The 23,464-nt window shown below is 44.2% G+C and carries 20 protein-coding genes; 10 read left to right on the top strand and 10 right to left on the bottom strand.

What is annotated here, in order from left to right:
• Positions 1-18: 18 nt before the first annotated feature.
• From ACI4L0_RS08055 to bioB, 6 genes are all read left to right on the top strand, one after another.
• A complete protein-coding gene (locus tag ACI4L0_RS08055) occupies positions 19-903 on the top strand; it encodes a LysR family transcriptional regulator (protein WP_439799651.1) in 885 nt (294 codons plus the stop codon).
• Between the two features lie 34 nt (positions 904-937).
• Positions 938-1,876 carry a biotin--[acetyl-CoA-carboxylase] ligase gene (locus ACI4L0_RS08050; RefSeq protein ID WP_439799650.1) on the top strand — a complete coding sequence of 313 codons (939 nt, stop codon included), beginning with the start codon at positions 938-940 and terminating at the stop codon, positions 1,874-1,876.
• A gap of 101 nt (positions 1,877-1,977) precedes the next feature.
• Positions 1,978-2,550 (top strand): biotin transporter BioY, encoded by a 573-nt coding sequence (locus ACI4L0_RS08045; RefSeq protein WP_439799649.1) that lies wholly within the window; start codon positions 1,978-1,980, stop codon positions 2,548-2,550.
• Entirely contained in the window at positions 2,547-3,263 is a 717-nt protein-coding gene (locus ACI4L0_RS08040) for an energy-coupling factor ABC transporter ATP-binding protein (protein WP_439799648.1), read from the top strand. The genes ACI4L0_RS08045 and ACI4L0_RS08040 overlap by 4 nt, the downstream gene beginning before the upstream one ends.
• Positions 3,254-3,934, top strand: coding sequence for a CbiQ family ECF transporter T component (locus tag ACI4L0_RS08035; RefSeq protein WP_439799647.1), 681 nt, complete (start codon positions 3,254-3,256; stop codon positions 3,932-3,934). Before ACI4L0_RS08040 ends, ACI4L0_RS08035 begins: the two co-directional genes overlap by 10 nt.
• 2 nt (positions 3,935-3,936) lie before the next feature.
• Complete coding sequence (gene bioB / locus ACI4L0_RS08030) at positions 3,937-4,911, top strand: biotin synthase BioB (protein WP_439799646.1); 975 nt, start codon at positions 3,937-3,939, stop codon at positions 4,909-4,911.
• A 12-nt stretch (positions 4,912-4,923) separates the two neighbouring features.
• On the opposite strand, the gene ACI4L0_RS08025 is transcribed toward bioB, so the two are convergent.
• From ACI4L0_RS08025 to ACI4L0_RS08015, 3 genes are all read right to left on the bottom strand, one after another.
• Positions 4,924-5,361, bottom strand: a complete 438-nt coding sequence (locus ACI4L0_RS08025; RefSeq protein ID WP_439799645.1) for an aspartate carbamoyltransferase regulatory subunit — start codon at positions 5,359-5,361, stop codon at positions 4,924-4,926.
• On the bottom strand, positions 5,361-6,281 hold the full coding sequence (gene pyrB / locus ACI4L0_RS08020; RefSeq protein ID WP_439799644.1) for an aspartate carbamoyltransferase: 921 nt from the start codon (positions 6,279-6,281) through the stop codon (positions 5,361-5,363). The genes ACI4L0_RS08025 and pyrB overlap by 1 nt, the downstream gene beginning before the upstream one ends.
• A gap of 69 nt (positions 6,282-6,350) precedes the next feature.
• Complete coding sequence (locus ACI4L0_RS08015; RefSeq protein ID WP_439799643.1) at positions 6,351-8,420, bottom strand: glycoside hydrolase family 95 protein; 2,070 nt, start codon at positions 8,418-8,420, stop codon at positions 6,351-6,353.
• A 73-nt stretch (positions 8,421-8,493) separates the two neighbouring features.
• Between ACI4L0_RS08015 and ACI4L0_RS08010 the strand changes: the two genes are divergently transcribed.
• A complete protein-coding gene (locus ACI4L0_RS08010) occupies positions 8,494-9,345 on the top strand; it encodes an ATP-binding cassette domain-containing protein (protein ID WP_439799642.1) in 852 nt (283 codons plus the stop codon).
• A gap of 6 nt (positions 9,346-9,351) precedes the next feature.
• Here ACI4L0_RS08010 and ACI4L0_RS08005 read toward each other — a convergent pair whose 3' ends face one another.
• On the bottom strand, positions 9,352-9,750 hold the full coding sequence (locus tag ACI4L0_RS08005; RefSeq protein ID WP_439799641.1) for a hypothetical protein: 399 nt from the start codon (positions 9,748-9,750) through the stop codon (positions 9,352-9,354).
• Positions 9,747-10,844: an aminopeptidase gene (locus tag ACI4L0_RS08000; protein ID WP_439799640.1), complete on the bottom strand. Its 1,098-nt coding sequence runs from the start codon at positions 10,842-10,844 to the stop codon at positions 9,747-9,749. Before ACI4L0_RS08000 ends, ACI4L0_RS08005 begins: the two co-directional genes overlap by 4 nt.
• A 166-nt stretch (positions 10,845-11,010) precedes the next feature.
• On the opposite strand from ACI4L0_RS08000, the gene ACI4L0_RS07995 reads away from it, so the two are divergent.
• Together ACI4L0_RS07995 and ACI4L0_RS07990 are read left to right on the top strand one after the other, a co-directional pair.
• A complete protein-coding gene (locus ACI4L0_RS07995; protein WP_439799639.1) occupies positions 11,011-12,348 on the top strand; it encodes an HD-GYP domain-containing protein in 1,338 nt (445 codons plus the stop codon).
• A gap of 61 nt (positions 12,349-12,409) precedes the next feature.
• Positions 12,410-13,276 carry an SPL family radical SAM protein gene (locus ACI4L0_RS07990; RefSeq protein ID WP_439799638.1) on the top strand — a complete coding sequence of 289 codons (867 nt, stop codon included), beginning with the start codon at positions 12,410-12,412 and terminating at the stop codon, positions 13,274-13,276.
• A gap of 38 nt (positions 13,277-13,314) precedes the next feature.
• On the opposite strand, the gene ACI4L0_RS07985 is transcribed toward ACI4L0_RS07990, so the two are convergent.
• Complete coding sequence (locus ACI4L0_RS07985; protein WP_439799637.1) at positions 13,315-14,541, bottom strand: cation:proton antiporter; 1,227 nt, start codon at positions 14,539-14,541, stop codon at positions 13,315-13,317.
• 131 nt (positions 14,542-14,672) lie between these two features.
• Between ACI4L0_RS07985 and aspS the strand changes: the two genes are divergently transcribed.
• On the top strand, positions 14,673-16,505 hold the full coding sequence (aspS, locus tag ACI4L0_RS07980) for an aspartate--tRNA ligase (protein WP_439799636.1): 1,833 nt from the start codon (positions 14,673-14,675) through the stop codon (positions 16,503-16,505).
• A gap of 99 nt (positions 16,506-16,604) precedes the next feature.
• On the opposite strand, the gene ACI4L0_RS07975 is transcribed toward aspS, so the two are convergent.
• From ACI4L0_RS07975 to ACI4L0_RS07960, 4 genes are all read right to left on the bottom strand, one after another.
• Positions 16,605-17,936: an HD-GYP domain-containing protein gene (locus ACI4L0_RS07975; RefSeq protein WP_439799635.1), complete on the bottom strand. Its 1,332-nt coding sequence runs from the start codon at positions 17,934-17,936 to the stop codon at positions 16,605-16,607.
• Positions 17,937-17,945: 9 nt separating this feature from the next.
• Positions 17,946-20,123, bottom strand: coding sequence for a glycoside hydrolase family 9 protein (locus ACI4L0_RS07970; RefSeq protein ID WP_439799634.1), 2,178 nt, complete (start codon positions 20,121-20,123; stop codon positions 17,946-17,948).
• A 694-nt stretch (positions 20,124-20,817) separates the two neighbouring features.
• Positions 20,818-22,302 (bottom strand): 4-alpha-glucanotransferase, encoded by a 1,485-nt coding sequence (malQ, locus tag ACI4L0_RS07965; RefSeq protein ID WP_439799633.1) that lies wholly within the window; start codon positions 22,300-22,302, stop codon positions 20,818-20,820.
• A 21-nt stretch (positions 22,303-22,323) separates the two neighbouring features.
• Positions 22,324-23,361, bottom strand: coding sequence for a LacI family DNA-binding transcriptional regulator (locus tag ACI4L0_RS07960; RefSeq protein WP_439799632.1), 1,038 nt, complete (start codon positions 23,359-23,361; stop codon positions 22,324-22,326).
• Positions 23,362-23,464 lie beyond the last annotated feature (103 nt).

Raw genomic sequence — 23,464 nt, 5'->3', positions numbered from 1 at the left:
ATAAGCTATACTTATCGAATGGAATTGAGCCAGATAAGATACTTCATGGAAGTCGCAAGAAATGAGCATGTCACAAAAAGCGCGGAAATTCTTCATGTAGCCCAGCCTGCCCTCACACAGGCAATCCACAGACTTGAGGAAGAACTGAACGTTCCTCTTTTTAAGCGCACAGGAAGAAGCATAAGGCTTACTCCTTACGGCGACTGGCTCTACAAAAAACTTTTGCCGCTTGTAAATGAACTGAATGAACTTCCCGAGCAAATGAAGACAATGGCAAACCTGGAAAATTCAACGATTCATCTGAATGTTCTGGCAGCTTCAAGCCTTGTTACAAGCGCAATAATTGAATACAAAAAGACAAATAAAAAAATACACATCCGCCTCAACCAGAATGACGAAACAGACTTGTATGATATATGCGTTACAACAAAGCATTTCTACAAGCAGGACAAAAACGAAAAAGACAGCATATTTGTTTGCTCTGAAAAAATATTTCTTGCTGTTCCAAACATTCCGCGCTTTTCAGGGCTGAAATCAATATCGCTTGCGGAAGTTAAAAACGAAAATTTCATCGCGCTGTCAGGCTCAAAGCACCTGCGCACAATCTGCGACAAATACTGCCAGGAAGCCGGCATTGCTCCGAACATTATTTTTGAGAGCGACAATATTTCAGCTGTAAAAAACATAATCGGAGCAAATCTCGGAATAGGATTCTGGCCGCAATATTCGTGGGGAAAACTCGACACAAACAAAGTTCTTCTTCTTGAAATAAGCAAGCCTTCGTGCAGCAGGGACATTCTGATTTCATACAAGCGGAACAAATCCGACTGCTCGCAGACTGAAAAATTCTACGAGTTTCTGACATCCTATGTAAAGAAAGCCAGCACCGCCAAACACTATTGACCGCTGCAACTTTTTTTTGATACCTTTTTTGCAAATGGCAACAAAAAATTTTTCTACAAAGCATAAAGTTCTTGAAATTCTCAGAAATGAAAATTCTCCTGTTTCCGGCGAAGACGCTGCAAAGCTCGCAGGAATTTCCAGAGTCGCAGTGTGGAAAGCCATCCAGGCTCTTCAGGCGGCAGGATATGTGATTTCAACTTCCCGCGCAGGCTATCTTCTGGAAAAAGATTTAAAGGACAGCTTGTTCCCGTGGGAATTCGGAATGGACGAAAGCTCGTTTTTTCATTTTCCAGAAACAGAATCCACAATGACAGAGGCAAGAAAAATCGCACAGGAAAATTCTTCGCACAGCCAGCTGGAAGTTATAACCGCAGACAAGCAGACAAAAGGCCGCGGACAGGCAAAGCACAGCTGGTCAACAACAAAAGGAAGCATCGCCTGTACCCTGATTACCCACAGCAAAATCGCCGCGGCATACACGCACAGGGAAACAATGGCGGCCCAGATTGCGGCTGTCCGGATTTTGAATTCACTCACAGAAAAAAAATTCTATGTGAGATGGCCCAATGACATCTGGTCTTCAAGCGGAAAAATCGGCGGAATTCTTGATGACTTTTCTGCAACCGGAGGAAGATGCACATGGCTCAATCTTGGAATCGGAATAAACCTGACGTCGTGCCCGAAAATTCAGGGAGCTGACTGTGTTGAAAAATCCGGAATAAAAATCACGCGGAGTGAATTTCTGCAGGCATTTATAAAGGAATTCAAAACAGTAGAAAAAAACGCAATGCAGAAAGATTCATCGCTTGTCAACGAATGGAACAGCCTGTGCTTTGACACTGGAAAAAAAATCCGCCTTGAGTCAGGCAGTGAATTTATTTTTTCAGGCATAAATGAATTCGGGTTTGCACAGCTAAAATCGGAAGCGGCACAGATTTCTTTGATTCCCGGACAGGATTCTTTTTTAAAGTAAGACACAGAAAATTCCATTTTTTCATTTCCTGGAGAAATATTGACCACCTTAACATTTTATGTTAACCTGTTAAAAATCATAGTTAACGAAAAGGATTTTATATGAAAACAAAAAAGGGAACAGGCATTGTGCTTACGTCTTTATTTGCAGCCCTCATCTCGGCGGCTTGCTTTATACAGATTCCGCTGCCAGGAGGAATTCCGATTATTATACAGGACATGATGTGCATGCTTTCAGGAATGTTGCTGGGGCCGATATATGGAGCATTGTCTGTAATAGTATTCTTGATTCTGGGGTGTCTCGGGCTGCCGGTGTTTTCAGGCAAGGGCGGAGTCCAGCACCTGATTGCAGGCCCAACCGGAGGATTTTTATTTGCCTACGTAGCCGGCGCAGTTGTTTCAGGCTTGATACTTGCGCTCATAATTCCAGCCAGCAAGGAACATTCAAAAGTCAAATCAATAACAGCAATAGCAGTCGCATCGGTTGTTTCAACAGCCGTTATTTTTGCAGGCGGAATTCTGGGCTTTATGCACGTAACGGGAAGCGGAATTGAAAAAACACTCGCCGCAGTTCTTGTTCCGTTTATTCCGGGGAACATCATAAAAATACTCATCATGATTCCGGCAGTCTTCAAATTCCGCCCGGTAATTTTCAGGTACACAAATTTAGCATGAAAGCACTTGAAGTAACAGGCGTTTCAAAAATATTCGCTGACAAAACAATCGCGCTTGAGGACATCAGCTTTTCGATTGACCAGGGAGAATTCTGCGTGATTGCAGGCTCGAACGGTTCAGGCAAAAGTGTGCTTATGTCGCTGATTGCAGGGCTTGATGAGCCTACAGGCGGAAGCGTGAATCTTTTTGGAAATTCAGCGGGGCTTGTTTTTCAGGATGCGGATTCCCAGATTCTAGGTGAAACACCTGAAGAAGATGTTGCGTTTGGAGCAAAAAATTTCGGGCTGAAAAAAGAAGCCCTTGAAGCCTGCGTAAAATCTTCGCTTGAACAGACAGGACTTCTGCATAAAAGATCCGCATACGCAAGAACCCTTTCCGGCGGCGAAAAACGAAGGCTTGCTGTTTCAGGAATTCTTGCGACTAACCGGAGCCTTATTATTTTTGACGAGCCGTTTGCAAATTTAGACTGGCCTGGAGTAAGGCAAGTCTGCGCGGTTCTGAAAAAACTCAAAGACGAAAAAAAGACTATCATAGTTCTGACCCATGAGCTTGAAAAAATACTTGCGCTCGCAGACAAATTTATTGTGCTGGACAAGGGAAAAATCCGCTTTGAAGGCACGCCGCAAGAAGGCCTGAGGCAAAACCTTGAGCAGTGGAGCATAAAAAATCCCGCGGCGCACTATTCAACCCTGGAGGACATGCTGTGGCTTTAAGCTTGTTTTCATACAGAAAGGGAACTTCCGTAATACACAGGCTTCCTCCGGCTGTAAAGCTTTGCGCGCTTTTTATTCTGTGCATTTTTGTTTATTCAGGCGGAACTTCCGTTTCATGGGAAGAGCTTTTTTCAACCGGAATCGCCCTAAGAATTCTAGGCTTCCTTGCATTGGGGTTTGCGGCATTTTTTCTTTCGGGGGCAAAATGGAATTCGCTTCTTCAGCTGAAATTCGTTTTTGTGATAGGCGGATTTGTAACTCTGCTGAAACTTGCGGACATTCCCTTCAGGCTCAACAAGGATGCCCTTGCCTACGGAATACTTTACACAGCGAGATTTTTTATAACTTCCCTCGCGGCGCAGATAGTTTTTGAAACAACATCGCCTCTTCAAATTCAGAACACACTTGAACACTTGCAGTCGGGCATTGCAAAAATAATTCCGCAAATCGCAAGGCTGAATCCTGCGCTCACAGTGTCGCTTGCAATAAATTTCATTCCGGAAATTTTTTCAACCTGGAGCAGAGTCGAGCTTGCCGTAAAAGCAAGAATGCCGGGAAAATCAAAAGCCAGCATAAGAATTCTAAGCCAGCAGCTTACAACTTTTCTTTCATGCCTTCTTCACAGCGCGGAAATAAAAAGAATGGCAGTTTTAAACAGGAGTGCACGGTAAAAATGAACACATTCACAGAGGAACTTGAAAACGCAGTTATTCACCAGAGCCATCAGGTTACTAGGGAAGAAGCCCTTGAGCTCTACAAAGAAGAACAGCCGTCAAAGCTTTTTGAAGCGGCAGACAGAATAAGAAAAAATTTCTGCCCGAACACAACCAGCATCTGCTCCATAATAAATGCCAAAAGCGGAAAATGCGGAGAGGACTGCAAATACTGCGCCCAGTCCGCTCACTGGAAAAGCATGCACAGTTTTTCAGAAGTCATCGAGCCGGAAAAATCGGTGGAGCTTTGCCGGCGCGCAGTGGACAACAGCATCCGGCGGATTTCGCTTGTAACATCAGGGCGCGGATTGTCAGGAAAAGAATTCGAGGCCGCGCTTGAAAATTTCAGGGCGATAAAAAACTGCCTTCATGACAAAATAAAACTCTGCGCTTCACTTGGAATTCTTTCGCCTGAGCAGATGCAGGAGCTTAAAAAGACAGGAGTTGAACGCTACCACCACAATCTTGAAACCAGCCAGAATTACTTCGGCAAAATCTGCACAACACATTCATACACAGAGCGCGTGCAGACAATTCTGAATGCAAAGAAAGCCGGACTTGAAATTTGCAGCGGCGGAATAATCGGCATGGGAGAAACACGAGAAGACAGAATAGACATGGCTCTTGAGCTTAGAAATCTTGACGTGCAGTCTGTTCCAATAAATGTTCTCATGCCGGTAAAGGGAACTCCATTTGAAAGCATGGAAAAAATTCCGCGCGAAGAAATCCTTAAAACAATCGCAGTGTTCAGATTCATCATGCCGGCCCAGACAATAAGATGCGCCGCCGGAAGAAAAAGCCTCGGGGACAACGGAAGAGATGCATTCCTGTCCGGGGCAAACGCACTTATTTCAGGGGATTTTCTGACAACATCCGGCTCAACGAATGAAGAAGACATATCCATGCTGAAACAGCTGGGCTATGGTGTGCTTTAAAAACGATTTCTGCTATTCAACTGCAAGCGTGCCTTTGCTGAGAGAATCGCAGTAAACACAGCGGTATTCCTTTTTATTCCTGTTCACAAGCCGGAATTCCTGCGGAACGTACCGCTCTGTAATTGTAATACAGCGCGGATTTTTACATTCAATGACATTCTCAATTTTCTCAGGAAGCTCCATTTTTATTTTTCGTGTTATCTTTGAATCCTGAATTACATTGACAGTTATATTTGAATCTATAAATCCAAGAACGCTGTAATCAATATTTATGATATTGTCGATTTTTATAATGTCCTTTTTTCCGGTTTTTTTTGAAGAGGCATTCACGATAAGCGCAGTTGAAAAACTGACCTTGTCCAAGCCCAGCCACTTGAAAACTCTCCAGCCGGTTCCAGCCTGAATATGGTCAATTACAAGTCCGTTTTTGATTTCAGCGATATTAATCATCAGATAGCTCCTGTAAGTTTTGCAATCAATGCCATGCGGGCAAACATTCCGTATTTTACCTGCTTGAAATATGCGGCGCGAGGATCGTCATCCACTTCAGGCGAAATTTCATTCACACGCGGAAGAGGATGCAGAACTATCATGTCCTGCTTGGCAAGCTTCATCTTATCCTTGTTCAGAATGTAGCTGTCCTTGAGCCGGATGTAATCCTGTTCGTTGAAAAATCTTTCCTTTTGAACACGTGTCATGTAGAGAATATCAAGCTGGCCGATCACATCTTCAAGCCGCTCCGCTTCGATGAATTCTATTCCAGCCGGTTTCAGCAGATCCTCTATGTATGACGGAATCCTAAGCTCTTCCGGACTGATAAACACAAATTTGTTGTTGCGGTACCGGCTCAGTGCCTGGGTAAGGGAATGTACAGTTCTTCCGAATTTCAAATCACCGCAGAAACCTATTGTATGCCCCTCAAAGCCGCCCTGGAGCGCGCGGATAGTAACAAGGTCTGTCAAAGTCTGCGTAGGATGAGAATGTCCGCCGTCGCCCGCATTTATCACAGGAACTGAGCTGAATTTTGAAGCCAGCAGCGCAGCCCCTTCCTTGGGAGACCTCATTGCAATCACATCAACGTATGAGCTTACAACCCTGATCGTGTCCGCCAAAGTTTCTCCCTTTGTGGAAGAAGTATAGCTTGCATCAGCAAATCCTTCGACAGTTCCTCCAAGATGAAGCATCGCAGCCTCAAAAGAAAGCCTTGTCCTTGTGCTTGGCTCAAAAAAAAGTGTCGCAAGAATTTTCCCGCGACACACGTCCTGAAAAGAAACAGGATCCACAATCATCTGCTCCGCCAAGGAACAAATTTCATCAATTTCACTGACAGTCAAATCCGCCGGCTCAATAAGATGTCTTCCCTTTAACATTCAAAGCCCCCTGAATTTCCGCTATAATAGCATAAGGGCAAATTTTATGCAAATAGATTAAGAAAAGCTCTAAACTGTTGTCGGAAGAACATTTCTTATATCGAGAGAACCGTCTGAAAGCTGCGATCGGTATTTTTTTCCTGCATAGCAGACAACAATCTGCTTTATAAACACGGTTCCAGGCTCTGTATAAAGCCGGGCATCCTCAAATTTTCCATCCTTCCATTTTATGTCGGCAAGAATATTTCCATGGAGGCATACTTTTGTGAGCGAGCCGCTGCTCCATTCGCCATTCAAATTCGGTAGAAGGGATATTTCAACACAGCCGTCTTTTATTCTGCTTGAAATTATCGACTGCGCCGCATCAAATATAAAACCGTCAAATCCGCCTTCTGGATGCGCCGGCTGAGCATTTTCCTCTTCACCGCATTTTATCCGCTGAAGAGCTGAATTATAGCGTATAAAAAGCCCCGAGGAAGCCTTGAAGCCAAGGTACTTCATCGCTGACAGGGCGCACTCAAACAGCCGCTTTACTGTCCGGTTTTCAGACTCGCTTTCAAGGGCAGCATAGGCAACAGTTCCGGCTCTGGTTTCGTAGCCGCTTGTAAAGGCCGGGCAGAGTGAAAGAAATTTCTTGCTTTCAACAGGAACAAGATAGTCGGCAAAAAAATCACAGGCATCCTTCAAAAGGTAAAAATTCCGCCGGAGAAACGAGCGGTCAAGAGAATATTCATAGTAATCAAGCACTGACTGCGCAAGAAAACATGCGCCGAGCGGTGAATAGGAAGATGTCAGGTCAAAACCGCACGGAACAGAATCTCCCCATATATCGGTTGAGCCGTGCAGAACAAATCCCTGGCAGCCGTACATTTTCCTTGCGGTGGCTTTTCCATTCCGGTACATTTTTTTTGCAAGGGCAAACAGCGGAAGATTCATTCTTTCAAGCCCCAGAATTCCTGCGCTGCGCCTATAAAAATCCTGCGTGCGCAAATTGAAATTTCCTGCCTGAGCTTCCGCAGTCCAAATTCCGCCGCCCACAGAAGGAAGAGTCGCCTGTTCCCGGCAGCTTGAAACAAGCCTGTACCGTGAATAATTCCAGTCAAGAAAGCGCGCCGAAGCCGGATTCTGGCGGATTTCATCGGCGGACTTGCCGTCAGTTTCCAAATTCTCCAGGGAAAGAACCGCGTGCTGGTTCCATGTGGCGAATTCCTGCGAATGGTCAGAGCGCAAAGTTTCGTAGGATGCGCCCGAAGCAAAGCAGATTTTTTTCAGGGCAATGTCAGCGCACTTGGAAGCAAAAACCATCGGATTTCTATAGGTGTTTCCGCCCTTTCTCTTGTAGCTTCCTTTTCTATAGGCGCTTTCAACATCAATGTAAAGCGTAACATCGTCCGCCTTTTCAACAACCAGATTATCGCCCTGGATAAAAACAGAGCCGCCGGAAGCAACCGCAGTCACCATCACGGAATAAGGAATTCCGCAGTCGCACAGGGCAACAACAGTGTCCTCTGCAAGACTGTATTTTTTTGGAAAACTGTCGCCTTCTATCTTGAGCCTGAGAAAAATTGCCTTGGGTATTGAAGCTGAAATATGATAGACAAGAACATCCGACAAAGCGGAGGCAAAACATTCGCGCGAGAAAGTGATATAGCTTCCGCTTGGACTGTTGGAAAAATCCGCAGTGCTTGGAGCGGCAGATTCAAGTGAAAAACTTGACGAGCAGATTCCGCTTGAAAAATCAAGTTCCCTTCTATAAGAATCGTAGGAAGAAAATGTTCCCTTGTCGCCCGAGTCCGGCCCCGAAAGCCCCTGGTGCTCGGCATCGTAAAAATCAATCGAAATTCTGCCAGCCGCTTTATAAACAGCCTGCGAGCACGGACAGCCCGAAAGACCAGCAAAAACCTGCTCCTGGGCCTCGTATTCGCGTCCCTGCTTTAACAAAGCCCTTATATTTCCTATGGATTTCAATGCGCTTTCGTTGTTTCTGTCTGAATATCGTCCAGACCAGACTGACTCTTCGTTCAGATATATAACTTCACGGCCTGTTCCGCCAAAAAGAGTTGCGCCGATTCTTCCATTGCCAACGGAAAAAGCTTCGTCAAAATTTCCGGCAGGATTTCTGTACCAAATAGATTTCATGCCTCAGATTTTAGCACAGACACTGATAAATTTCTACATTGCATTTTCTTTAAAATTGCAATAGGCTTGTCGCATGAATTTTATTGAATTTGAAGATGTCACTTTTTCATATCCGCCGGTGGAAGGCGATCTTGATGAAAACGGAAACCAGATTGTTCCGGCCGCAGTTTTTGAGCATTTTTCAGGGGGAATTCCCGGAGCATTCACAAGCATAATCGGCCCGAACGGATGCGGAAAATCCACGCTCATGCTGCTTGCAAGCGGAAGGCTTGTTCCTTCATCCGGAAAAGTCCGCCTTCTTGGACAGGACATAGCGTCTCTTGGCGAAGAGCAGCGATGCCTCTTGGCTTCTGTTATTTACCAGAACATGGAATTTGAAAGCAACGACAAAGTTGAAAACCTGCTTTCGTTTGTATATAAAAACGGCGCGCTCAAGGCGAATTCGAAGGGAATAAAAAGCCAGGATCTTTTCAGCGAAGTTGTGGAGCAGTTCGAGCTTTCTTCTGTTATGAACCACGGACTTTCAGAAATCAGCAAGGGGGAAAACCAGCGTATTCTCCTTGCGTTCAGCCTGCTTTACGGAAGCGCAGGAATTTTCATGGACGAGCCGATGTTCGCAATGGAAAACCGCCAGAAGGAAAGCGCGCTTGAATATCTGCGCAGCTACTCCCAGGAAACTAAAACGCCGATGTTCCTTTCAATGCATGAGCTTGACCTTTCAAAAAAATATTCAGAAAAAGTCCTGCTCATCCATCCAAACAAGGATATGTCCTACGGAACACCGGATGAAGTCATGACCAGCGATGAACTGGAAAAAGCATACGGGATTCCGGCTGCAATGCTCAAGCACAGCGAGGACATGACAAGGGAAATTCTTTCACAGCAATCCGAAGCCCTGTCGCCTCAGAAAAAACCGAATGTCTGAAGCGGCCTACTGCTCCTTGTAGCTGGTCATTGTAATAACGTTAGTTTCCTTATTTAAAATTCCGGAAACAAGAATATTTTTATCCTTGTACTTTGAAAGCTTTTCAAGGGAATTTTCAGACTGCGTGATTGTATGCAGCGTGAAAGTTCCCCTGTCAGTGCTCAAAACGTATGATTGTGTCGAAAGGTCTTCAACTTTCAGTACGCCGGAAACTTTTATTTTCTCCGTGTTATTGATAGCTTTTTCAGTTTTTTCGGAAGCGGACTTGACTTCCACTTCGATTGACTGTCCGATTTCCTTCAGTTTTTTCGCTACCTTGTCCACATTTCCTTCATCGCTGTTTTCCTCGGAAAAAACAAAGGCACATGCCGAAAAAGCAAGCAACAAAAATATAATTTTTTTCATATCTGCAAATCTCCATTGTTTAAAATAACACATTCACTTCCGTCCTTGTAGCGCACGGTTATAGTCGGCTCGCGCACCACTCCGTCAAAGTGAATTAAAGACGGCGCATCTCCGTCATAGTTTTCTCCAATAGCAAAATGGCATGTTCTAAACGCCTTTTCGTCCTCAAGCATGTTTCCAGTGATTTTTGCAGCAGGATTCAGCCCGATTCCAAGCTCGCCTATGTTTCTTGCGTTCCTGGCATAAACCGAGCCCTGCCCCTCTGGAATTTTTCCGGCTTCCTCCATGGAAACAGCGTCCTTTTCCGCCTGCTGAATATCCTTTAAAAGCCGCTTTGCCTCTTCCGCCCCGGAAATATCGGAAACAAAGCCCTTTTCAACCTTTACGCGGATCGGGGTTCGCAAAATCGAATCTCCGTCGCTGAAAGTCATGCTCCCGTCAAAGACAATCGTTCCCTCGCAGGTTCCAACAACCGGGCTTATAAAAGTTTCCCCGGCAGGAATGTTGCCGCCGCTGCCAGGCTTGCTGAAATCTCCGTCATCAGTCATGCCGCATCTTCCTTCAAGCCCCACAAAAATGTCGGTTCCGCCAGGAGCAGTAACATGAACTGAAACCGCGTTTTCGTACTTTTCGCATATTTTGCGGCACCGCTCTCCCAGGAGCTTGTAGTCAATGTTTACTGTACGGCTGAACATATCCTCTGTAAGCCCCGGAGTCCACACTGCACGGATAGTCTTTTTGCCGGATAAAAGCCAGTCAAATGTATTGTCGTACACTTTTCCATCCTGCATGCGGTAGGGACTGGCAATCGCTTCCCTGTCCTTTCCAAGCTTGACCGCGGAAATTGAAAAAATAACATCCGGCTCTGATTTTATTGCCCCCACAACAGACTTTTCCGCAAAATCCGAGGAAGTCTTTTTTTCCTGATAAACCAGCACAGGCGAAGCTTTTGCCTCCAGCGCCGAAGTAAAAAGCTCCTGGGCAATGCCGCTTGTTTCAGGATTCGCTATTATAAGAACATTTTCGCCTTTTTTTACCTTGCAGACATCCTCAATTACAGTCTGCGCCGGGCTTTTTTCCTTTTTTCCGAACAATCTGCTCCTCCTGTGAATAAATTTTCAAGACTTTTTATTATAGCAATGTTGCATTTCAATTTTCAAGTAAAGGATTTAAAATGGTGTTAAATATTGCCGTATGAAGAAAATTTTCCTTTAAGAAAAAGCAAAAACACTGTATAATTCTTGTACTAGGAATTGCACTATGAAAGAAGACGACAAGGAATTTTTCATCGAGAATATTGTAAATGTAAACCGGACTACTGAAAAAATCCTTTTCGGCACAATCATAGTTCCTGTTGTTTTTTACATCTTTACTGTTATCGGGCTGTGGGAAGTTCCCCATGCTTTTTCAGTTTCACTTTTCTTCCAGGAAATTATAGTTTCGCTCATCAGCCATTTTATCAACAGGGTATCAAATAAAAAATTCCAGTATTTTTCCATGTACTTTGAAACAATCGCCGCTTCTATTTTCGTTGCGGCAATGGCATATTCCGGAGCAATAAGGCTCAGTATTTCGTATGCGCTTATTCCAATCATAAGCTGCCTCTACTACAACAAGAGGCTTTCCAGGCTCACGACAATCTACAACTACATTTTTGTTATACTCATAGTCATCTACAAATCGTACACCATATTCGATGTCATCGTCGGAAGATTCACCCGGGAAATCTGGATTATCCAGATGTGCATGGGATATACAGTTGAATTCGCATTCCTGTTCTTTACAATAAACCAGCTATGCAAGCGTACTCACCGCACAATGACAAAGCTGAACAGAACAAAAAATGAATACAACAATCTAAACGAAATTCTCATTGAAAAAAACAGATCGCTTGACAAAACTCAGTACAAGATAATCCAGTTTGTATCGCAGTGCCTTGGAAGCCACGACCTTTTTACCGGACACCACGTTGCGCACACCCAGGTTTATGTGGAAATGATATGCCGCCAGCTTGTTGCAAGCGGACACTACAAGGCGGAACTGACTGAAAGAAATATTTATCTTTTTCAGAACGCAGCCTTTCTTCACGACATAGGAAAAATACACATTCCCGAGGGAGTTCTGAATAAAATCGGAAAATTCACAGATGCTGAATTCGAGCTGATGAAGACACATCCGGTTGAAGGCCACAAGCTGCTTGAATTTCTTCCCTCAATCGGCAACGGAGAATTCAACAAGATTGCAAAGCAGATGTGCCTCTGGCATCACGAAAAATGGAACGGCACAGGCTACCCTGACGGACTGCGGGAATACGAAATTCCTTTGTGCGCAAGAATCATGGCGGCGGCGGACGTGCTTGATGCCCTTATAAGCCAAAGACTTTACAAAGAAGCAATGGACGTAGACAGCGCGCTCGTGATCTTTGAAAACACAAGCGGAATCCATTTTGAGCCAGCCATCTCAAAGGCAGTCGTGGACTGTAGAAACAAAATCATAGAAATCGACAACCAATTCAAGGAAACAGAAGCAAAGCAGAATTCAGAGGAGCTGAAGTGGTGGCAGGACTACCATGAAAACCTAAAGAAAATTGTTTCCTAGAAAAGCTCCCGGAATTAAATATGACACTATGCTGTCACATTTTGCGTGATATAATTATCCTATGCATTTTACAGAAGCAAAATCTATTCTTTCCGCACAGAACGGAATGAACATTTACCGAGGGTGTACGCACGGCTGCATTTACTGCGATTCGCGTTCGGACTGCTACCACACGCCCAAGCCTTTTGAAGATATTGAAGTAAAGCAGAATGCGCCAGAGCTCCTGGAAAAAGCGCTGCGCTCAAAACGCCATAAGTGCGTAATCGGAACAGGCGCAATGTGCGACCCGTATATGCATTGCGAAAACGACCTGCTTCTTACGCGGAGATGTCTTGAAATTATCGAACGGTACGGTTTCGGGCTTGCAATTCAGACAAAATCGGACAGAATTCTGCGCGACCTTGACCTTTTGAAATCAATCAACAGAAAGGGAAAATGCGTTGTCCAGATGACGCTTACGACTGCGGACGACAGTTTATGCCGCATAATCGAACCGAATGTCTGCGCAACAAGCAGGCGCATTGAAGTGCTGAACATTTTGCGCGACTGTGGAATTCCGACAGTTGTGTGGCTTGACCCGTTTTTGCCGCACATAAACGACACGATGGAAAATTTTTCTTCCCTTATGAAAAGCTGCATTCAGGCAGATGTGCGCGGAATTATCTGCTTTGGAATCGGGCTTACGCTGAGGAACGGAAACCGCGAATATTTTTACGATGCGCTGGATGCACATTTTCCGGGACTTTCCGCAAAATACAGGACGGAATTCGGAGAAAGATACGAAGTTACAAGCGCGAACAACAAAGAAATAATGCGCTTTTTTTATTCCGAATGCCGCGCGCACAAAATTCTCTGCACCCCGGACGAATGTTTTTCCTATCTGCGCCACTTCCCGGAAGAACCGCCCGCCCAGCTGGAATTGTTTTAAAGGGCGCCTTGCATCACTCAAGTAAAAAACACAGATAATTACAAATCAGCGTTTTGCTTCTCTATTTCTCCTGCCCACTGGAAACCTTTTTTTGCGGCAATCACGGCAAGTATTTCATTTATCACAGCGGCGGCGGCTATTGTGCCTGTTATAATACTAGAAAGCTCAGGCTTTGACCCGACAAGCGAGCTGCTTATTATTCCCGTGAACACAAGAGAAACTCCCGAATGTGGAAGAAGAGTAAGCCCCAAATATTTTTTTACAGAATCCGGCATTTTTGTAATTCCTGCACCGAACCTTGCCCCGAAATATTTTCCCAAAGCCCTTGATGCGATATACACAAAGGTAAAAAGCCCAGCCCCGAAAATCAGGTGAAAATCCAGAGGCGCGCCAAGGTCAACGATTGCGCTCAAAAGGCTCACCGCCAGCACCGGGCGAAAGAACTGCATAATTTCTTCAAGCCGCCGCTCGCAAACCATGTTCGAAAAAACCTCAGAAAACGAAACGCCCATGAGCATATAATTCAGCGCAATTTGTGTAAAAATCTTCTTATTTAAAAAAAGCCCTGTGCCTGCTGTGAAAGTAATTCCCGCCGCAAGCAAAATGAGAGTCGCCGTCCTTGGCAATTCCTTCCGCAGAAAAATTCCGCATAAAAACCCAAAAATTCCCCCGACCAGCACAGGAAGAAAAATCATCACAGGAATCATGCACAGGGGAATTGCGCCGCCTGAAACGCTCTGTGCGATAATTGAATTAACCGTAAAAAAAACCGCAATGCCCACCACATCATCAAGCACTGCCATTGGAATAAGTGTATTTGTAACCGGCCCCTTTGTATGAAATTCCTGAACAATCGAAAGCGCCGGAGCAGGGGCTGTTGCAAGCGCAATTCCTCCAAAGGCAAACGCCATATAAAGCGGAATTTTGTAAAAATAAAAAAGCACCGCAAAAACAGCGGAAACAAGCACAAATGTTCCAAGCGACTGTGTCAGCGTTGTAACCGCCAGAGCCTTTCCGTAGCTTTTGATTTTTTTCCAGATCAGTTCAGTTCCAAGCATAAGTCCAAAGGCGCACTGCATCCAGGTGATTGCAAGCCTGTACCACTGGACATTCAGCACAGTCTGCGGAAGAAGTCCCAGCGCATGAGGCCCCAAAAACATTCCGCTTATAAGCCAGCCTAAAATAGCCGGAAGCTTCAACTTTGAAACCAATTTTCCGAGTATAAATGAAATTATCAAAACAAAAATCCAGCGCAAAAAAAGCATAGAACCTCCGCAAAACAAAAAAAACATCGGAAATGAATTTAAAAGTTCCCTAGATTATATAGCTGTAAAAACTTACTTTCAATTATGCCCATTATTGTAAAAATCATTGCGAAATACTAAAATATGCTATTATGGAAAATTCAAAGCGAACAGTTACTTGCGGCGAGCTTACAAAGGCGGACGTCGGCAAGAAAGTTGTATTAAATGGCTGGGTAAGCCGCACTCGTGATTTGGGCGGACTTGTTTTTATTCGTCTGCGCGACCGTTACGGAATTACTCAGGTTATGGTGGGCGACAATGCTTCTGACGAAGTTAAAAAAATTGCTGCCGGCTTAAAAAGTGAATATTGTATTGCTGTAGAAGGAATTGTTGCAGCACGTTCAGAAAAAGACATTAATCCTGATATGAAAACTGGCGAAATTGAAGTCGAAGCGTCTGACATCGAGATTTTTACGACAAGTCAGGAACTTCCGTTCAGTATTGAAGAAGTGCGCCAGAAAGACGGAACGCTTGTAATCCCTAACGAAGATTTGCGTTTAAAATACCGCTATCTTGACCTGCGCCGTGAACCTATGCAGAAAAACATCATTCTGCGAAGTCAGGTAACTTTTGCTACACGCGAATATTTGACTTCAAAAGGATTTCTTGAAATTGAAACTCCTACTTTCATAAAATCAACGCCGGAAGGAGCGCGCGATTACCTTGTTCCTAGCCGTGTTCATCCGGGAAAATTTTATTCACTTCCGCAGTCGCCTCAGCTTTATAAACAGCTTTTGATGGTCAGTGGTTTTGACAAGTATTTCCAGATTGCGCGCTGTTATCGTGATGAAGATGCACGCGGTGACCGTCAGCCGGAATTTACTCAGATTGATATGGAACTGAGTTTTACAAACCGCGAGGAAGTCCTTGAAACTACAGAAGGCCTGATGCAGCATATTTTCAAAAAGACGTTGAATTATGATTTGCCTGCAAAATTTGACCGCATTGCCTGGGAAGATGCCTTTGACTTTTACGGAAGCGACAAGCCTGATTTGCGTTTTGACTTGAAAATGCAGGATGCGGCTTTTATGGCAGACTTGGCAGATTTTAATGCGTTTAAGGCAGGTGCGGCAAATTCCGGCCGTGAAATTCAGCGCCACAAGCGAAGCGGTCTTAAAGCACTTGTAGTAAAAAATGTTGCAGACAAATACAGCCGTAAAAATATTGAAGCCCTTGAAGCCGTTGCAAAAACGTATAAGGCAAAAGGACTTGCCTGGATGAAAGTTGATGCAGAAGGAAAATTTGAAGGCGGCATTTCAAAATTCTATGCAGGAAATGAAAGCGTAATCTGCGAAAAACTCGGCGCACAAAAAAACGACCTGCTTTTGTTTGTTTCGGACGAGGACTGGCAGACGGCTTGTACGGCACTTGGTGCAGTCCGCAAACAGCTTGGAAAAGACCTGAACCTTTACAATCCGAACGACGAATTCCATTTTGCCTGGATTATTGACTTTCCGTATTTTGCCTGGAACGAAGAAGAAAATCACTGGGAAACCGAGCACCACATGTTCACCCTTCCGCAGAAAAAATACTGGGATACTCTTGAAAGCGACCCGGGCGAAGTAAAAGGCGATTTGTACGACCTCGTTTTGAACGGCTACGAACTTGCTTCCGGCAGTATGCGTATTAACGACCCGGCTTTGCAGGAGCGTATTTTTGAAATCGTAGGCTACAGCCGTGAGCGCGCAGAAAAGGCATTCGGCTTTCTTGTTCAGGCATTTAAATTTGGTGCGCCGCCTCATGGTGGAATTGCCCCGGGGCTTGACCGCCTTGTAATGCTTATGCGCCACGAGGAATCAATCCACGAGGTTATTGCGTTCCCTAAAAACAATCTTGCAATGAGCCCGATGGATGAATGTCCAAGCATAGTAGATCCGCAGCAGCTCAGGGATTTGCACATCACTATAACAGCCCCTGAAGAATAAGTTGATTGACAGTGCCTAAAGCACATACAAACATTTTGTTTTTACTGCCATTCTGAAATTCATTTTCAGAGTGGCTTTTTTTATCCAGGCTGGAAAATTTTATTTTTTCAGGATTTCGTTGAATTCTCCCTTTTCGGCAAGCGCAAAGAATGCATTTAGAACAACAGGGTCAAACTGCTTGCCGCTGTTTTTCTTGAAATCTTCGATAATCGCCTCAAGCGGAAATGCCTTTCTATAATATCTGTCGCGGCTCATGCAGTCAAAAACATCAGCAACAGAAACAATGCGGACAATCTCAGGAATTTCTTCACCTTTCAAGCCGTTAGGATATCCTGCGCCGTCAAATCTTTCATGATGATAAAAAGCCGCAAAACTTGCATCCGGAATCAAGGTGAGATCCTTTAAAATCGCATAGCCCATGATTGTATGTTCCTGCATAAGGACGTACTCTTCGTCAGTGAGCTTATCCGGTTTTGCTATAATTTCATCCGGCACAGCAATTTTTCCGCAGTCATGCAGAAGTCCGCAGTAATAGGCGTTCATACATTCGTCCTCGGATTTTCCCATTTCCTTTGCAATCTTGAACGAATATCTTCCCACGCGCTCGGAATGTCCGGCCGTATAAAAATCCTTTGCATCAATAAATCTTGTAAAGACTTTTATAACCTGCTCAATGGTAAGCTTGTCCCTTTTGCGGTCATGCTCCTCCGACCTTTTTACAGCGATAAAATAAAATCCGGAAGCAACAAAATAAAGCCACACAATATAGAAAACCACAAAGACATAAAAAAGCGGATGAAAAAATATAGCATGCTCAAACTGATAGTTTATTTTCCATGTATCAAACCTCATCAGCCCGCTGGTTTCCTCTGTGTAGAAAATAAAACCTATGTAAACGCTGTTCACATCCTGCACTTTGCCCGGAATAAATTTTCCCATGTACGGCTCAAAAATAATTCTGTCGCCAGGCTCAAGCGGAATAAGAATATTATTCAGATTTTTTATTGTGGGAATTGAAAAATCCGTTTCGCGCGCTTTTTTCAGGTCAATCTTCGGCTGAAATAAAAGTCCGTCATTCCTGTAAATTTCAACAAAGCCATTCCACGCATTGTTCAAATAGCAGGGCCGCGTTACAGTGATTTCCAGATTCCATTTTTTTACCGAATGGGTGCTCATGTTCTTTACCACGCCTTCATAAATTCCGCCGATAAGGTTGCCCTTGCCGGGTGACATATAATTTATTGAAGGCACGCTTGTAGTCCACAGATCTCCCCTAAGCCGGCGCTTTCCAATCGAAAAATTTATATCAGAGGAAATGTCATTGTCTTTTAATACCTGGGTTGCTGCTGCAAATTTCACAAATAAAACCGACACGGCAACAAACAAAACAAACAGAACTGCCAGATATGTTTTAATAAAGCGTCTTTTCATAGGCATTACCTACAGTTCTTGGTAAAAACTCCTGCACCCCGAAATCAGATACACAAGAGGAGAATTCCAATATATCGTAACTTCGTTGCAGGAATAACTTTGGACACTGTCAATATAACAGGCAGCATAAGGAGCATCCGAAAGGTTTGCGCGCGCAAAGGGGTCTTCCAGCTTCGAGTCAGGACCGCCGACCAACATTCCCGGCATGGTTTTTCTTGCAACCTGCGAAGGCCTGTGATGCGGAAGAATCGGACAAAGCGTTCCAAATCCGGTTACAAAACAGTATGAATTTGTATTTGTTCCAAGAAGATAATTCAGCTGACTTTCCGCCGCCTCTTTGAATTTCTTGTTCGGAGAAATCCTGTCCGCAAGAAGAAACAACATTCCGTTGTTCGCAACACTCATGTTGCTTCCCCATTCATATTCGTACATCGAAAGAGATACGCTGTATGAATCCGCACAGACATTTCCAAGCTTTTCATTTGCCTTTGCAATAAAAGCCTTCCGCGCTTTCTGATAAAACGAATCCTGTGGCGCGCCGCTGGAAAGATAAGCATAAAGTCCGTAAAGCCCCACCTGCTGCCAGCCAAATCCCTGTCCCACATCCGAAGGCTCATATTCTTTTAAAAGCACAAGGTACTTTTCGCTGCCGGTGGTTTTATAAAGTTCGCAGGCCGCCCAAAATCTTTCATCTGCATCCTGGGAATCTCCGTAGGCTCCTGTTGTAAAAAGAATAGGATTAAAAAATCCTTTGCCGTCAAAGGGAGTTTTTTCAAGATAAGCCCAGGCTTTTTCCGCAGCGGCAAGGTATTTTTTCCCGTCACTGGTGCTGCTGAAAATTCTTGCGGCCATTGCCATAGCAGCGGCAAAATCAGCAGTGGCGGCGGTAGAAACCGGACAAAGCACAAGTCTGTCTGTTTCATCCTGAGGCGGCACTTCCCCCGGGAATTCCCTGCATGAAACCTTGTGGAAAACAGCGCCGGTTTCAGGAATCTGCATTTTCAGCATCCAGTCAAGCTCGTACTTCACTTCCGCAAGAACAGAAGCTGAATCAAGAGAATCTGCATTATGCTCGCAGGCAAGCATCAAATCACAGGCAGCCTTTGCCGCAGGAACAACATAGCGCCCATAGTCGCCGGCATCATGCCAGCCGCCGGACACATCATATTTAGTCTCAATATCTCCATAGACAACCGCAAGCGATTTATGACATTCAGGATGCGCAAAATCCGGATCTGAAATTTCCTGGCCGCACCGCTGAAGATAAAAGAACCGAAGCGCATCCGAAAGAAGCTCATCATACATATTTCCGCCGGAAATCTTGAACTCAAACGACTCGCCGTATTTTCCAGCTTTAATCTTGTATGTTCCCTCGGCACTTAGCGCAGAAAAATCAGCAACGGCTGTCTGCTCACCTGAAACTTCGTTGTACCGAGCATTTTTCAGCTTGCCGGAAAAAACAACCGCGCCTGTATTGACGTCCACAACATTGAAATTTCCCGCAACTTTCGCGCTTTTTCTTGAACGAACAACAGCAGTTTTCCGGGAGGAAGAAACGTAGCCAATCTGATTTAAATTCACATTGGAGCTTTTTCTGGAAGTTACAATTTCAGTTATTCCGGAAGCGTCAACAAGCTCCAGAGAAAAATTGTCAAAAAACACAGAATGTGCCTTTAAGTCATCGGGGCAGCCTTTTCCCTTGCCGACATTCAAAACAAGGCGCGGAGAAAAATCCGTAGGCTCCCGCATCGTAAACACAGCCTCAATGTGCTTTTTTTCAGTTCCGATAGATTCCCAGCCGCCCGCATAAGCGTGGTAGTCCCTGCCGTTCACCTGAAGCCGCCATTCAAAAGTTCTTTCCACCGAAGAATGAACATCAAACGAATATTTGTAGACTCCGCCGCGGTACAGTGAAAAACCGTCAAAATACGGCTGAATAGCATATTCGTAAGGCCCGGGATTTCTTATGCGGATTTCCATCTCGCCGTCTTGAGTTATAAGCTGGTCTGCGCTGCCGTTGGAAAGGAATATATCCCAGAATTTTTTCCCCTCGGAAAATCCGCCGTTTTTTATGAGGTTAGAAACAGCTTCCGGCTCTTCGCTTTCGTCATCCTGGCGCAAAGTCTTGGCGAAACCACAAAACAAGACAAAAACAGACACCGCAAAAAGAAAAATAAGCCTTTTCATAAGCACTCCAATAAAAGTCGATGAGGAAATTTGCAACGCAAACTTTAGGCAAGCAAAAGCACTTTTTTGATATTTTCTTAAATTATAATCTGTTTTTCTTAAATTACAAAGATAAAAATAAAAAAACCGCTTTCACATCAGCAGCGGCCGTTTTTTACAGAGAAAAATTGAAAAAAATCACATTTACTAGTCAAAAAAACAGTTTTTTTATCTCCTCCGAAAGAAATTCTTACGCTGTTACTGCAAGCGCGCTGAAATTTGTGCGCCGCACATTCTTCCATTGAAATTATGAATTCATTACGCAAGTTCCCATCGTTGGCTATTACAAAATCATAAAAATTTTCCAGTTTTGCAACAATCGTGGTATACGCATACGCAATACTGTGAAGTCTTTTTATCATTTCTTTGTTTTCTTCTCGTTCTTTTCTTTCGGTGTCATTTTATTTTCACCTTTTTGCTATTCATTTTGGCAAGGTCTTTATTTTGCTTATGACTTCGTTTGTTATTGCGTCTGTCATTACACTTTATAACATAGTGCGTTTTTTACAAACGTCAAATTTATTTGCCCTTTATTTCAGGACATAGCCATGCAAAAAAAAGGACTGCCCAATAAATTTTTTGGACAGTCCCATTTAATCTGCAATGAATAATCACATCCGGATTATCCATTGCTTTTTTGAAAGCTCAGGTTCGGCTATGCTCTTCCGTAAAGATGGGTGTAATGCGCAAGGAATTTTCTTGTTTCCTCGGAGAACTGATCTTTTGTTGCCCTCCACTTCCAGTTGTTTCCAACAGTAGACGGAATGTTCATGCGGGCTTCTTTTCCAAGGCCAATCAAATCCTGCATTGTAAGAACACAGGTGTCAGCAACACTTGCAAGAGCGGCAATCATCATTTCCTTTGGCATATCGCGGTTGTCCTGGATACGCAGATATTCCCGCGCATTTTCAACGTCTTTCTTGGAAGCGGTTTCTGTCCAGCCAAGAATTGTATCATTGTCATGTGTTCCGGTATAAACAACACAGTTGCGGATGTAGCGGTAAGGAATATAGTCGCTTGTTTCCCTGGAGTCAAACGCAAACTGAAGAACTTTCATTCCAGGAAATCCCGAATCCTTTAAAAGCTGCTTTACGCTGTCTGTAAGAAAGCCCAGGTCTTCAGCGATAACCGGCATTTCCCCGAACTGCTTTTTCAGTGAATTGAACAAGTCCATTCCCGGACCCTGGCGCCACACACCGACTTTTGCGTCCGCCGAGCCGTAAGGTATGCAATAATAAGAATCAAATCCGCGGAAATGGTCAATTCTTATAACATCGTAGATTGCAAGGCTCTTTTCAAGGCGTTTTTTCCACCAGGCATAATCGGTCTGCTTCATGAATTCCCAGTTGTATACAGGATTTCCCCAGAGCTGTCCGTCCGCGGAAAAGCCATCAGGAGGGCAACCGGCAACTTCAACCGGCTTGTAATTTTCATCCAGCATAAACTGACTCGGATTAGACCAAACATCGGAGCTGTCGGCCGCAACATAAATCGGAATGTCGCCTATAATCTGAATGCCTTTTTCGTTGGCATATTTTTTGAGCGAATACCACTGCTTGAAGAAAAAATACTGGAGCATCTTGTAATACTGCATGCGCTCCCCGGACTTCTTTTTCCAGCTTTCAACAGCATCGGGCTTTCTGCAGCGGATATCTTCTTCCCAGAAATCAAACGCAATTCCGCCGTGGGCATCCTTGACCGCCATAAAAAGCGAGTAGTCTTCAAGCCAGAAATCATTTTCAGCGCAGAAGGAATCAAAATCCGCCGGAATATTTTTATTGAAATTCTTCTGGATTATTGAAAAAATCTTATGCCGCTCGATATACAGAGTTCCGTAGTCAACATAGCGCTCATTGCCGCCCCAGTTCACATTTTCGTAGTCGGATTTCTGGAGATAGCCCTGCTCAGCAAGAAAGTCAAGATCGATAAAATACGGATTTCCTGCAAAGGTGGAAAAGCTCTGATATGGAGAATCTCCGTAGCTGGTAGGACAAACCGGAAGAATCTGCCAGAATTTCTGGTCGGCGCTCTTCAGATAGTCAATAAACTCATAGGCAGACTTGCCCATTGTTCCAATTCCTGTCTTTCCAGGCAGAGATGAAATGTGCATAAGCACACCAGACGCTCGTTTGTTCAACATATATTTCCTCGTTTATTAAAATTATTTGCCGGCAATCGCTTTTACGCTTTCGCCTTCAATAAATTCAAATGGAATTATCTTATGGACAGCTGAAGATTTTTTTTCAACACAGTCTATAAAAGTTTTCAATCCTTGTATAGCCAGATCCTCGCTCGACTGCTTTATTGTTGTAATCCTGGGGCAGTAAAAATCCGCTATGGGAAGTCCGTCAAATCCGATGATGGAAATATCCCCTGGAACTGAATATCCCAGCTGCTTCAGCCTACAGCAGGCTCCAATCGCCATGACATCAGACATGCAGAAAATCGCAGTCAGGCCAGGATATTTTGCGATAAGCTCTTCCGCCGCGGCAGCTCCGCCTTCAAAACTGTAGCGGGTTGTCACATAGGAATTTTCAAAGTCAAAGTCAAGGCCCGCAAGCTCAAGGCCTTCTATAAATCCGTTGTAGCGGTTTTTTGAAGTTTCAGAGCTTTCAAAGTCGCCGCCAATCAGACCGATTTTACTGTGGCCTTTTTTCACAAGATAGCGGGCAACATACAGCGAAGCCTGAAATTCATCAGTGCTGACACTTGAAAGATTTTCAAATCCTTCTTTTTTCGGCTTTGTTGTGATAAGAATGCAGGGAACTTTTATTTTCTGAAAATCGTCATTGAAGCGCTCGGGATTTCCGCCAAGAAAAATAAAGCCGAGCGGCTTTTTTTCATAGTAGATATTAAGGGCGCACTGGGCTTCGTTGCTGTACTCTCCGACAATCCTGTTATCATACTCGTCAAGAATAACAACGCTCGTATTGTAGGGCAGCTTTTCAATCCGCTTCTGGATAACTTCAAGGATATTGTAAAAAAGCATGTTGTTGGTTCCCTTTACAATAATGACAATCGTCTTGCTCACCCGCGACTTCAAGTCCCTTGCATTCTTGTTGAGGACAAAATCGTATTTCGCCACAACTTCAAGGACTTTACTGCGCATTGATTCGCTTACATACGGCTGATTGTTTAATACCCGGGAAACAGTTCCAACAGCGCAGCCGCACTCTTTTGCAATATCCTTAATTGTCATAAAAACCTTCCTGTATTTTTAAATAATCTTTTGATATTAAAGAGTCTGTTGATTATCGAGCCTGCGCGGATAAATTACGCAACTCGAAAGCTGAAACTTTTTC

Source organism: Treponema sp. (genome assembly GCF_051883275.1).
GTDB lineage: Bacteria > Spirochaetota > Spirochaetia > Treponematales > Treponemataceae > Treponema_D.
The sequence above is the reverse complement of the archived record's forward strand: the minus strand, read 5'-3'. Positions and strand labels throughout refer to the sequence as shown.

What these genes read in the sequence shown, in the direction of transcription:
- ACI4L0_RS08055 (WP_439799651.1), top strand. Translation starts at nt 19, where the DNA reads ATGGAATTGAGCCAGATAAGATACTTCATGGAAGTCGCAAGAAATGAG.
- ACI4L0_RS07970 (WP_439799634.1), bottom strand. Translation starts at nt 20,123, where the DNA reads ATGAAAAGGCTTATTTTTCTTTTTGCGGTGTCTGTTTTTGTCTTGTTT.
- aspS (WP_439799636.1), top strand. Translation starts at nt 14,673, where the DNA reads ATGGAAAATTCAAAGCGAACAGTTACTTGCGGCGAGCTTACAAAGGCG.
- ACI4L0_RS07985 (WP_439799637.1), bottom strand. Translation starts at nt 14,541, where the DNA reads ATGCTTTTTTTGCGCTGGATTTTTGTTTTGATAATTTCATTTATACTC.
- bioB (WP_439799646.1), top strand. Translation starts at nt 3,937, where the DNA reads ATGAACACATTCACAGAGGAACTTGAAAACGCAGTTATTCACCAGAGC.
- ACI4L0_RS08015 (WP_439799643.1), bottom strand. Translation starts at nt 8,420, where the DNA reads ATGAAATCTATTTGGTACAGAAATCCTGCCGGAAATTTTGACGAAGCT.
- ACI4L0_RS08045 (WP_439799649.1), top strand. Translation starts at nt 1,978, where the DNA reads ATGAAAACAAAAAAGGGAACAGGCATTGTGCTTACGTCTTTATTTGCA.
- ACI4L0_RS07995 (WP_439799639.1), top strand. Translation starts at nt 11,011, where the DNA reads ATGAAAGAAGACGACAAGGAATTTTTCATCGAGAATATTGTAAATGTA.
- ACI4L0_RS07960 (WP_439799632.1), bottom strand. Translation starts at nt 23,361, where the DNA reads ATGACAATTAAGGATATTGCAAAAGAGTGCGGCTGCGCTGTTGGAACT.
- malQ (WP_439799633.1), bottom strand. Translation starts at nt 22,302, where the DNA reads ATGTTGAACAAACGAGCGTCTGGTGTGCTTATGCACATTTCATCTCTG.
- ACI4L0_RS08010 (WP_439799642.1), top strand. Translation starts at nt 8,494, where the DNA reads ATGAATTTTATTGAATTTGAAGATGTCACTTTTTCATATCCGCCGGTG.
- ACI4L0_RS08050 (WP_439799650.1), top strand. Translation starts at nt 938, where the DNA reads ATGGCAACAAAAAATTTTTCTACAAAGCATAAAGTTCTTGAAATTCTC.
- pyrB (WP_439799644.1), bottom strand. Translation starts at nt 6,281, where the DNA reads ATGTTAAAGGGAAGACATCTTATTGAGCCGGCGGATTTGACTGTCAGT.
- ACI4L0_RS07990 (WP_439799638.1), top strand. Translation starts at nt 12,410, where the DNA reads ATGCATTTTACAGAAGCAAAATCTATTCTTTCCGCACAGAACGGAATG.
- ACI4L0_RS08025 (WP_439799645.1), bottom strand. Translation starts at nt 5,361, where the DNA reads ATGATTAATATCGCTGAAATCAAAAACGGACTTGTAATTGACCATATT.
- ACI4L0_RS08040 (WP_439799648.1), top strand. Translation starts at nt 2,547, where the DNA reads ATGAAAGCACTTGAAGTAACAGGCGTTTCAAAAATATTCGCTGACAAA.
- ACI4L0_RS07975 (WP_439799635.1), bottom strand. Translation starts at nt 17,936, where the DNA reads ATGAAAAGACGCTTTATTAAAACATATCTGGCAGTTCTGTTTGTTTTG.
- ACI4L0_RS08005 (WP_439799641.1), bottom strand. Translation starts at nt 9,750, where the DNA reads ATGAAAAAAATTATATTTTTGTTGCTTGCTTTTTCGGCATGTGCCTTT.